The 12,030-nt window shown below is 71.2% G+C and carries 5 protein-coding genes; 3 read left to right on the top strand and 2 right to left on the bottom strand.

Features of this window, described 5'->3' with window-relative positions:
* Positions 1 to 293 precede the first annotated feature (293 nt).
* Positions 294 to 1,196 carry a L,D-transpeptidase family protein gene (locus tag ACWFR1_RS35800; RefSeq protein WP_453559021.1) on the top strand — a complete coding sequence of 301 codons (903 nt, stop codon included), beginning with the start codon at positions 294 to 296 and terminating at the stop codon, positions 1,194 to 1,196.
* Between the two features lie 123 nt (positions 1,197 to 1,319).
* On the opposite strand, the gene ACWFR1_RS35795 is transcribed toward ACWFR1_RS35800, so the two are convergent.
* Together ACWFR1_RS35795 and ACWFR1_RS35790 are read right to left on the bottom strand one after the other, a co-directional pair.
* Positions 1,320 to 2,462, bottom strand: a complete 1,143-nt coding sequence (locus tag ACWFR1_RS35795) for a hypothetical protein (RefSeq protein ID WP_453559019.1) — start codon at positions 2,460 to 2,462, stop codon at positions 1,320 to 1,322.
* Positions 2,462 to 3,211, bottom strand: a complete 750-nt coding sequence (locus tag ACWFR1_RS35790) for an RNA polymerase sigma factor (RefSeq protein ID WP_453559016.1) — start codon at positions 3,209 to 3,211, stop codon at positions 2,462 to 2,464. Before ACWFR1_RS35790 ends, ACWFR1_RS35795 begins: the two co-directional genes overlap by 1 nt.
* A 434-nt stretch (positions 3,212 to 3,645) precedes the next feature.
* Here ACWFR1_RS35790 and ACWFR1_RS35785 point away from each other — a divergent pair, with 434 nt between their 5' ends.
* Positions 3,646 to 11,079, top strand: a complete 7,434-nt coding sequence (locus ACWFR1_RS35785) for a DNRLRE domain-containing protein (RefSeq protein WP_453559013.1) — start codon at positions 3,646 to 3,648, stop codon at positions 11,077 to 11,079.
* Between the two features lie 66 nt (positions 11,080 to 11,145).
* Positions 11,146 to 11,994: a hypothetical protein gene (locus tag ACWFR1_RS35780; RefSeq protein WP_453559011.1), complete on the top strand. Its 849-nt coding sequence runs from the start codon at positions 11,146 to 11,148 to the stop codon at positions 11,992 to 11,994.
* Positions 11,995 to 12,030 lie beyond the last annotated feature (36 nt).

Raw genomic sequence — 12,030 nt, 5'->3', positions numbered from 1 at the left:
CCTCTCGGCGGGATCCCACCCGTCCAGAGCCTCCGGCCCGTAGACCGGCTCGATCGGCAGCCCCGACTCCGACTCGCGCGCCATGTGATGTGCCTTCCGATAGACCTGCTACTCAGCGGTACCGACCCTCGCGACGGACTGTAGCGGCGGGCGTGCGGCCAGGTGGAGAGCAGCACGCTGGGACCTTCCTCACAGCATGGTGAGCTTCCCTCCGACCCTTCGCACGCACGTACGCAACCGCACGCGCGTGGGAAGCATCCCTACGTACACACGACTCGTCCCGGGGGGCAATCATGAAGCGGACCAAGTCCGTCATACGCAGAGCGGTACTGGCAGCGGCGGCGGTGGCACTGGCCGCCGGCTGTACGGCGCAGACCTCGAACGGCCCGGGAGGCGGCGGCAGCCAGGGCCCGACGTCGAAGGCGCCGGAGGCGACGACGTCCTCCGCCGCGCCGGGCGCCACGGGCACCCCGAGCGCCACGGAGACCCCGACCGCCACGCCGACCACGGACGACAAGCCGCCGTCGCCCTCCGAGACGGCGACCCCGACGCCGACGCCGGCCGCCAAGGCCCTCATGAAGGACGGCGACGAGAGCGAGCAGGTCCGCGAGCTCCAGGCGCGGCTCCGGCAGCTCGGCCACTTCGACCGGGCCCCCACCGGTTTCTACGGGACGATGACGGCGGCCTCGGTCACGGCGTTCCAGAAGAAGCAGGGGCTGCCGCGGACGGGTTCGGTCGACGCCACGACCTGGGAGCGGCTGCTCTCGGCCAGCCGGAAGCCGACCGCCGCCGAGCTGAAGCCGTCGACCACGAACAAGCTGGACACCCCGGACGCGCGCTGCATGACCGGCCGGGTGCTGTGCATCAGCAAGGAGAGCCGGACCCTCGCCTGGATGATCGACGGCCGGGTCGTCTCGTCCATGGACGTCCGCTTCGGCTCGGAGAACACCCCGACCCGCGAGGGCACGTTCAGCGTGGGCTGGAAGGCCCGCGAGTGGACGTCGACGATCTACCACACGCCCATGCCGTACGCGATGTTCTTCAGCGGCGGCCAGGCGGTGCACTACTCGGCGGACTTCGCGGCCCGCGGCTACAACGGGGCCTCGCACGGCTGCGTCAACGTCCGGGACCGGGCGAAGCTCTCGGCCCTCTTCGACCAGGTGAAGGTCGGCGACAAGGTCGTCGTCCACTGGTAGGGGCGGGGAGAAGAAGGGGCGCGGGTGGGACCGGGGGAACGTGCCCCACCCGCGCCGGGTGCGCGGAGCCGTAGGTACGGGGGGAACCCCGGCTCACGCGCGGCCGATGACCAGTCGGCTCACTCAGTACTGCGCCGACGGCCCGGAAAGTGTCACACCTGCTGCGGGAGAGGTTCCACGGCTGTCCTCGTCCACGGCCTCGGAGCCGCTGTTCCGGCGGTCGTACGTGGCGTCACGGCGGTCGGATTCGCCCTTGCCGGCGCTGCCGGCAGCGCTGCCATCGGCGCGGCTGCCGTCGCCGCTCGAGCCGCCACGCGCCCCGTCACTCGCCCCGTCGTCCTGGCCCTCGTCCTTGCCGCCCTCCCGGGGCTCGCCCGTGCCGCCCGTACCTCCGGCGCCGCCCGTACCGCCGGAGGAGGCGGAGGTGCCGAGGATCCGGTCGCAGTACCGGCGGAGGGTCTCGCCGCCGCGCAGGGTGTTCGTGAGCTGCCGACGGTCGGCCTCGCCGAGCCGGCCGGACCGGTAGTCCCGGCAGGCCTTGAGGGCCTTCTCCTTCTCGAGCACCCCGGCGGTGCCGGTGTCCCCGCCGGGGCGGGGCGTCGTCCGGCCCGGGTCCGGGGTCTTCCGGGGGTCCGGCGACGCGGAGTGCGAGGGGGACGCGGGCGAGGAGGACGAGCCGGCGGAGGACGAGGCTCCGGGCGCGGGCGACGAGCCGGGCGACTGGTCGACGCCGTCCGGTCCGACCGGGGGCGCCTCGGGGTCCTTCTGGATGCCGGGCGAGCGCGTCTCGACCGGGTCCGGGGTCTCCACGGCCGTGACGGAGGCCGCGGGTTCCGGACCCATCAGCGGCAGCATGCCCGTACCGGCGGCGACGGCGACGCCGCCGACCGTGACGGCGGCGACCGCGGCGGCCAGCCCGTACCGCAGGGAACGCCCCCAGCGGCGCGCGGGCGCGGTCACGGGGGCGAGTCGCACGCGGCCCAGGTCGGCGTGGCCGACGCGGCCGACACCGGCCGGGGTCGCGGCCGCGCCGGCGCTCGCGGCGCGTTCGGCCGTGGCCCTGCGGAAGGCGGCCAGTGCCGCCGCCTCGCCGGGCAGCTCGGCCTGTCCGGTCCGGGCGGCGGCGGGCGTACGGGCCGAGTCGAGGGCCTCCGCGAGCCGTCTGGCCTCGGGGCGCGCGGGGTCGTCGAGGGCGTCGACCGGCTCGCCGCGGAGCAGCCGCTCCGCGGCCTCCTGGTCGAGCCACTGGTAGCGCTCGTCGGCCATCACATGTCCTTCTGCGTACGCGGACGTGAATGCGTCACACCGCCGGGGCCCGTGGCGCCCGGCCCGCGCCCGCGTTGCGGAGGCACACCGTCCAGCGGAACGACGTCACCACCCGACTCACGGGACCCACCGGACTCGCCGGGCCCCTCCACCTCGGCCACTCCGTCCACCTCGCCCGCTCCGTCCGCTCCTGCCGCCCCGTCCGCCCCGAGGAGCTCGGCGAGCTTCTTGAGACCCCGGTGCGCGGCGGTCCGTACGGCACCGGGGCGCTTCCCCAGGGTGTCGGCGGCGCTCTTGGCGTCCAGGCCGACGACGACGCGCAGGACGACGGCCTCGGCCTGGTCCTGCGGCAGTTGGGCGATCAGGTGCATGGTGCGGCCGGTGGCCAGGGCTTCCAGTGCCTCGTTCGCGGTGTCGGCCTCCGCGGGCCTCTCGGTCAGTTCGGTGTCGTCGGCTCCCACGGCGGGCCGTCGTCCGCGCATGCGGATGTGGTCGAGCGCGCGGTTGCGGGCGATCCGGGCCGCCCAGCCACGGAAGCGGTCCGCGTCCCCGCTGAAGCGGTCGAGGTCGCGCGCGATCTGGAGCCAGGACTCCGATGCCACGTCCTCGGCGTCGCCGTCGCCGACCAGTGTGCGTATGTAGCCGACCAACCGAGGATGCACGGCGCGATAGACAGTACGGAACGCGTTCTCGTCCCCGTCCTGCGCAGCGAGCACCGCGGCCGTCAGCTCCGCGTCGTCCCCCAGCACTCCCCAAACCCTGTTCGTCGGTCGCGTCGTCACGTCGTCGCGGCCGGTCATCACCGCCACGCCGCCTCGCGCATCTGCACGCTACGTCGTGTCCCCGGGCCGCGTCCACGTGGTGCGGGCACCTTGTGCAACCTGCAACCTTCGGATCCGGGGCTGTTGTGCACGTGCGGGTGCACGTGCGGGTGTGACAGAAAACGCATCACCGGCGCTGTAGGGAGTACGGAGCCGTGCTGCGGCTCCGTAGATGACGACCGGGGCCTCTCCTGTGGGGGGTGGCGGCCCCGGTCGTCTCTTGCGTTCCCGACACGATTGCGACACTTTTCCTGCGGAGCGGGCGGCTTTGTTCACCAATCGTTCCTGTCCGCCCGGGATTTGGTCTCGATAAGTTCCCCCCGATCGTCAACCGGCGATCACCAAGGGGAGGAACGATCAGGATGAGACAACGGACGTCCGCTCCGGGCGAGCGGCATCCGCTGGCGTCGCCCGGCCGGATGAGGCGCATAGCCCTGGCCACGGCTCTGGTGATGACCTTCGGGTTGATGGAGGGGCTGACGGCGGCCGCGGAGCCGCCGAGGGCCCCCGTCGAGGAATCGCAGGTCAAGGGCGTCGCCGAGGCCGAGGACGCCACTTCGGCGTTGCTGATGGCGCGGCTCCAGGACCGGCGGATCGAGGTGACCGGGGAGCGGACCGAGGCCACGACGAGCTGGGCCAACCCCGACGGCTCGATGTCGCTGGAGTCGTACACCGGGCCCTACCGCTTCAAGGACGACAGCGGCACCTGGCGCAAGGTCGACCCGACCCTCGTCGAGGCGCCGGGCGGTGGCGTCCACGCGTCGGCCCACCCGCTCGACCTGACGCTGGCCGGCAAGTCGTCGGCCGCGGAGGTCGCACGGGTCAAGGCCTCCGGTGGCGAGCCGGGCGAGAAGAAGACGCCCGCCGTTCCGCTGGTCTCGCTCGACAGCGGCGAGGGCCACGAGATGACCCTCTCGTGGCGCGGCGCCCTGCCCGACCCGGCCGTGCACGGGAACGAGGCCCGCTACGCGGGTGTGGCGCCCGGCACCGACATGATCGTCGAGTCGACCCGTACGGGCTTCGAGCAGTTCCTGGAGCTCAAGGACCGCAGCGCCGTCGACGCCACCGGCTCGGTGACGATGTCACTGAAGGCCAAGGGCCTGAAGGTCAGGGCGAACGCCGACCGCTCGGTGTCGTTCCTGGACCCGAACACCGGTGAGGAAGCCGGCGTCCTGCCCGCGCCGGTGATGTGGGACGCCACGGTCGACCCGCACACCGGTGAGCACGAGAACCAGGCCGACGTCGGCCTGAAGGTCACGCAGAACGGCGACACCGTCGACCTCACGCTGACCCCGGACGCCGCCTTCCTCGCGGACCCGGACACGACGTTCCCGGTGACGGTCGACCCGGCCGTGAACATCGGCCCCAGCTTCGACACCTTCGTCCAGCAGGGGTTCACGACCGACCAGTCGACGTCGACCGAGCTGAAACTGGGCAACAACGGCGCCGCCCAGATCGCCCGGTCGTACCTCGCCTTCCCGATGTCGAAGATCAGCGGCAAGGTCATCAAGTCGGCGTCGCTGAACCTCTACAACTTCCACTCCTGGTCGTGCAGCGCCCGCAGCTGGGAGGTCTGGGACACCAGCTCCGCCACCAGCGCCGCCCGATGGACGGCGCAGCCGAACTGGAACAAGAAGTGGGCCACGAGCACGGCCACGAAGGGCTACTCGTCCTCGTGCGCCGACGGCTGGGTGACCACGGACATCACCAGCCTGGCCGCCGCCTGGGCGGCCAACGGCAACGGCACCAACACCCTCGGCATCCGGGCGACGGACGAGACCGACGAGTTCGCCTGGAAGAAGTTCAACTCCGGTAACGCGACCTCGGGTGCCCCGTACCTGTCGGTCACGTACAACACCCGGCCGGGTGCGGCCGCGCCGCTGTCCCCGCTGACGGGTGCGGCGACGAACGACACGACGCCGACGCTGTCGGCCAAGGCGGTCGACGCCGACGGCAATACCGTCCGCCTGACGTTCGAGGTCTGGGCGTCGGCCGGGTCCGCGGCCCTGCAGTCCGGCACGTCGGTGTACGTCGCCTCCGGCGCCACCGCGACCTGGACCCCCGGCACGGCGCTCGCCCCCGGCTCGTACAAGTGGCGGGCGGCGGTCTACGACGGCCAGGACTGGAACGGCACCTGGTCGGCCTGGCAGACCTTCACGGTCGACACCACCAAGCCGGGCGCCCCGTTCGTGTCGTCCACGACCTATCCGCAGGACGGCCTCTGGCACGGCAGCGGCGGCACCCCGGGGACGTTCACCTTCGCCCCGGCGTCCGGCACCACCGATCTGGCCGGATACGTCTACTCGATGGACGGCGCGGCCGCCGTGACCGTGGCGGCGACGGGCTCGACCAGCGTGTCGATCGCTCCGGCCGCCGACGGGCACCGCACGCTGAAGGTCCAGGCCAAGGACAAGGCGGGCAACCTCTCGACGGCGGTCCTGTACGACTTCCTGGTCGGCCAGGGCGCGATGGTGCAGCCGATGGAGGGTGCGGTCAGCGCCCGCCGGGTGAAGATCGCGGTCGACGCGCAGCCGAAGTACACCCGCGTCACGTACCAGTGGCGGCGCGGCCCCGGCGCGAGCGTGTACGACGTCCCGCTGGCGAACCTGACCAAGCAGGACAACACCCCGGTCACCGCTCCGAAGACGCCGCTGTCCCAGATCGGCGCGTACGCGAACTGGTCGGTCCTGGAGACCCTCGGCCAGGTCGGCGGTGTCGTCCAGGTCCGCGCCACGCTGTACACGGACAGCGACGCGGACGCCCCGTACATCAGCGAGTGGCGCGGCTTCACGGTCGACCCGAACGCCGACGGCGCCGCCTCCGAAGAGATGGGCCCCGGTTCGGTCAACCTGCTGACCGGTGACTACTCCGTCGGCGTCACGGACGCGGACGAGTTCGGCCTGTCCTCCTCCCGTACCGCCTCCTCCCGGGGCACGGACCGCGGCTGGATGCCGCAGGGGCAGCGCCTGACGGCCAACCAGCAGGACGTGTCCACCGACACGACCGGCTTCGTGTCGACCACGTCGGCCTTCACCCGGGACGCCACGCTCGGCCAGGACGGCTCGACGGACTCCCTGAAGATCGTCCCCACCACCAACACCAACGGTGACTCCTTCGTCTCCGTCGGCGGTGACTCCCAGGCGTTGCAGCTGGGCATGAAGCCCGGCAAGACCTACCGGTTCTCCGCGTGGGCCTACGTCCCGGCGGCCACGGGTCTGTCCCCGCAGCACGCGAGGGGTCTGCGCCTGTACGCGGGCTTCTCCACCCCGGCGGGCTATGTCGAGCCCACCTCGCGCAAGGTGCCGTACACCGACGCCTGGGCCGAGCTGACGCTCGACTTCACCGTCCCGAAGGACGCCACCACGGCGTTCCTCCGCCTGTACAACGGCTTCCCCGCGAACTCGGGCAAGGCGGTGCACTACGACCACCTGTCGGTGCGTGAGCTGGTCGCTCCGTTCGGTCCCGAGTGGGCGGGCGGCGCCGCGGGCGGTGTGACGGACAACGAGCTGCACTCGCTGACGTTCCCCGGCAAGGACGTCGCCGTCCTCACCGGCCAGGACGACACCACCATCACGTTCGCCAAGAGCTCGGACGGCTCGTTCAGCCCCGAGCCCGGCGCCGAGGGCCTCACCCTCACCGCGTCCGGCGGCGACTACCTGCTGACCGACGACGACGGCACCCTGACCCGCTTCAAGAAGCAGACCGGGTCCGACGTCCACGTCGTCGACAGCGTCTCCGGTACGGACGAGGCATCGACCAGCCGGTACGTGTACGACACCACCGACGGCCGCACGCTCGTCAAGCGGGTCATCGGCGAGACCGAGCCGGGCGTCGACGACACCGGCCAGTGCACGGGCGCCGTCCCGGCGCGCGGCTGTGAGGTCCTGGAGTACGTCTACGCGACGGCGACCACCGCCACGGCCGGCACGCCCGGTGACTTCACCGACCGGGTGAAGGGCGTGAAGGTCTGGTCGTGGGATCCCGCCGCGAGTGCGGTCAACGCCGTCGACGTGGCCACCTACCGCTACGACGTCTCCGGCCGGCTGGTCGAGGCGTGGGACCCGCGCAAGGGTACGGCCACCGACACGGCGGTCTTCAAGACCACGTACACCTACGGCACCGGCAACCGTCTGACCGGCATCGCCACCGCCGGTGAGCTGCCCTGGTACTTCGACTACGGCCCGGCCGGGGCCGACCAGGACCCGGGCCGTCTGCTCCAGGTCCGCCGCCCCGCGCTGCAGCCGGGCAGCAAGGACGTCGTCGAGGGCGAGACCGCCTCCAAGGTGGTCTACGAGGTCCCGCTGACCCGCGCGGCCGGCGGTCCGTACGACCTCGACGGCGCCAACGCCGCCAAGTGGGGCCAGGCGGACGTCCCGACGGACGCGACCGCCGTCTTCGACGTCGAGTCGACGCCCGGAACGAACACGGCCACCTCGGCCGTGCCGGGCAAGGACGGCTACCAGCAGGCCACGACCCACTACCTCAACGCCTCGGCGCAGGAGGTGAACACCGCCACCTGGTCGCCGACCGGGGTCGGTGACATCGACACCGCCGAGTACGACCGGTTCGGCAACACCGTCCGTACCCTCGACGCCACGGGCCGGCTCCTCTCGCTCGGTCTCGGGGAGAACGTCGACCAGAACGTCATCGAGCTCGGACTGCCCGACGACTCCGCGGCCCGTGCCGCACTCCTCGACTCCCGCAGCGTCTACAGCCGTGACGGTCAGGACCTCCTCGAGGAGACCGGGCCGGTCTTCCGCGCGCAGCTGGACGAGCCGGTGCCGGCGCAGGCCGACCCGCCGATGCCCGCACTCGCGGCCGGCACGTCGGTGGTCGTGCGCGACCACACCGTCCACAAGTACGACGAGGGCAAGCCCGACGGCGCCGCCTACCACCTGGAGACCAGCACCCTCGACGGCGCGAGGATCGAGGGGTACGCCGACGACGTCGAGGTGCGGGTCACCAGGACCGGCTACGGCACCCCGATCGGCGGCACCTCCGGCTGGACGCTGCGCGCCGAGACCTCGGTGACGACGGACGCGGTGACCGGCGGGGCGAACCTGACGGCCACCATCAAGTACGACGCGTCCGGGCGCGCGATCGAGTCCCGCAGGCCGGGCTCGAACGGCGCCGACACCGGCACCGTGAAGACCGTGTTCTACACGGCCGGGACCAACCCGGACGACGCCGCGTGCGGCAACCGCCCCGAGTGGGCCGGCAGCCCGTGTGTCACGCTCCCCGGTGGCCAGGTCACCGGCGCGGACACCACGCGCATGCCGGACACCCTCCCGGTGAAGCGGATCACCCGCTACTCGCGCTTCGGCGACATCGAGGAGGTCACCGAGACCAACGCGGGCAAGACCCGCACGAGCACCACGGTCTACGACGCGGCCGACCGGATCGTCTCGACGAAGATCACCGGCGACCTCGGCCAGGACCTTCCCGAGGTCACCACCGAGTACGACCCGGTGGCCGGCAACGCGGTCAGGACCACGGCCGGCGGGAAGACCATCACCAGGGTCTTCGACGCCCTCGACCGTCTGCTCTCCTACACGGACGCGGACGGCGGCACGACCACGACCGAGTTCGACCGCTTCGGCAAGCCGGTCAAGGTCAGCGACAACACAGGCTCCACCACCTACACGTACGACCGGACGCAGGAACCGCGCGGCATGGTCACCTCGGTGACCGACTCCGTCGCGGGCACCTTCACCGCGAAGTACGGCCCCGACGGCCAGCTCGTCGAGCAGACCTACCCCGGCGGATACGTCCGCAAGGACGGCTTCAACGCGAGCGGTTCCGCCACCGGCCGGACGTACACCCGGATCTCCGACGGTGAGGTCGTCTACGGCCAGCACCTGGACATGTCGACCCAGGGCGCCGTCGCCGGCGACACCAACTCCACCGACAGCAAGGAGTACACCTACGACCGGCTCGGCCGCCTCACGAAGACGGTCCAGACCACCACCGACGGCTGCACCACCCGCGCCTACGGCTTCGACGAGGCCGGGCGCAGCGTCACCGGCCGCATGAACCGCACCTCCAAGACGGTCTTCGCCGCCGCCGAGGACGGCTCGTGCACCGCCACCGGCGGCACGGTCACGACCAGCTCGTACGACAGCGCCGACCGGCTCCTGACCGCCGGCTACACGTACGACGCCTTCGGCCGCACCACCGCCACCGGCACCGGCTCGGTCAACACCTTCTGGGACAACGACCTCGTCGCCTCCCAGACGAAGGGCGACAAGCGTCAGTCCTGGTCCCTCGACCCGGCGCACCGCTTCACCGCGTTCACCACCGAGGCCAAGCAGCCGGACGGCACCTGGGCCAACGCGACCAGCAAGCTCAACCACTACGGAGACGACTCCGACGAGCCGCGCTGGATCATCGAGGACACCACCCAGGGCACCCTGACCCGCAACGTCTCCGGTCCGGACGGCGACCTCACGGCCACCACCTCCGCCACCGGCGACATCGAGCTGCAGTTCGCCAACCTGCACGGTGACGTGGCCGTCACCCTCGATCCCGCGACGACCACGCCGAAGGTCTTCGTCTTCGACGAGTTCGGCGTCCCCGCCGAGGGCCAGGCCCCCCAGCGGTACGGCTGGCTGGGTGCGCAGCAGCGCTCCTCCGAGGCACTCGACGACGTCATCCTCATGGGAGCGCGTCTCTACAGCCCGGCGCTCGGCCGGTTCCTCCAGGTCGACCCGGAGCCCGGCGGCAACGCCAACCCGTACGACTACTGTGCCGGCGACCCCGTCAACTGCACGGACCTCGACGGGAACTGGGGTTTCAGCTTCAAGAAGATGTTCAAGAAGGTCGCCCGCGTCGCGGAGTACGCCTCCTACATCCCGGGCCCCATCGGCAACATCGCCTCCGCCGTCGGAGCCATCTCGTACGCCGCCACCGGCAACTGGCGCAAGGCGGCGGAGATGAGCGTCGGCGTCGCCTTCGGCTCCGCGGGCCGTCTCGCCGTCAGGGGCTTCAAGGCGGCACGGGCGCTCCGCAAGGCGAGCCGTGTCAGGCGGTCCTACTCCCGGGCGAAGAGCGTCTTCCGGCGTTCGCGGTGCAATTCCTTCGCCCCGGACACACCGGTCCTGATGGCCGACGGCGGTTACCTGCCGATCGGTGACGTCCGCATCGGCGACCTGGTCGCGGCGACCGACCCGGCGACGGGTCTGACCACCGCCCAGCCCGTGCTCGAGGTGTTCAGCGGCTCCGGCACCAAGCACCTGGTCGAGATCGACACCGACCTCGACCCGGCGACCCCGCCCCTTGAGGCGACCGCCGAGCACCCGCTGTGGGTCGCGGACAAGGGCTGGACCAAGGCGATCGACGTCAGGGCGGGCGACGCCCTGCGGTCGGCGGACGGGTCGGTCCACGCGGTGAACGCCGTGCGCGACCGCGGGATGCTCGCGGATCGGCTGGTATTCAACCTCAACGTCGGAAACGTCCATACGTACATCGTTTTCGACGGCACCGCGGACACCCTAGTCCACAACGCCAGTTGCAATCTCAACCGGCACGCGAAGAAGGCTCCCCGCAAGCGGGGCGTCTACGTCATCAAGTACAACAACGGCTCGTACTACGTCGGCAAGTCGAAGAACATGCACCGGCGTATGCACCAGCACGACAAGAAGGGCAAGCTCAACAATGTGAAGTCGATTCGCTATCACGAGCGGAGCAAGGGCAGCCTCCGTAAGCTCGAACAGGGCTTGTACAATCGCTACAAGTGCTATGGCGGCGCGAGGCTGACGAACAAGATCCGCCCGTCCAGGAAGTACGCCCACTGCTGACAGGCGAGGTGGGGGCGGTCTCTTCGGAGGCCGCCCCCACCTCCTTTCTCTCCCGGGGTAGCCGAAATGAAGATCACCCGACGGCGCGGCGGCCGGTCCGAGATGTTCGTGACCGACGAGCAGTGGGATCCCGCGTACGCCGAGCGGTTCACGGACGGCACCTGTGACGGTCTGGTGGTCGGGGCGCCCACCCGTCGCCGCGCGGCAGGCCCCGATCTCGCCTTCCTGCCCGGCCTCCCGGGCCTTCGCAGCCTCCGAGTCCTGAACGGGATCGCGGACCTCTCCCCGGTGGAGCGCTGCGCGGAGCTCGAACGGCTGCACCTGCCCGTGTCCGTCTCGCGAGAGCTGGACCTGAGCGGGCTCACGCACCTGCGGGAACTGGAGATCCCGTGGCCAGCGGGCGCCAGGAGTATTCACGCGCTGACGTCCGTCGAGGACCTCGTCATCCCGGAGTGGAAAGGCGCGTCGCTTTCCGTACTGGGTGCCAAGCCCGTCCTCCGGAAACTCCGTATCGAATCCGTCCGCAACCATGTCACCGACATGGAAGGGGCCGGTCTTTTTCCCGCACTCGACGAACTCCGCGTGTACGACGGGCGCCTCGCGCATTCCGAGCTGCTGGCCGGGGCGGACCGTCTCACGGACGTGTCCTTGTTGTCCGCGAAAACCGATGCGATCACGTTTGTCGCCGGCCTTCCCCGACTGCGGCGCCTCGAACTGGAGAACAGCGGCGACATCACCTCGCTCGCCCCGGTGGCGAACCATCCGGCCCTTCGCGAGGTGATTCTCTCCGGCTCGACGCGGGTGACCGACGGGGATCTGTCGCCCCTTGTCGACAATCCGCGGCTGGCGTTCGTGGCGGTCGAGCGCGGCCACGCTCACTACAGCCACGCGCCACGCGAGGTCCGCAAGGGCTGACAGACCCCTCACGGCCTCCACTGTCAACCGAAGGTT

The organism is Streptomyces sp. NPDC055103 (genome assembly GCF_053607625.1).
Note: the sequence above shows the minus strand (reverse complement) of the source record. Positions and strands in the feature narration are given on the sequence as shown.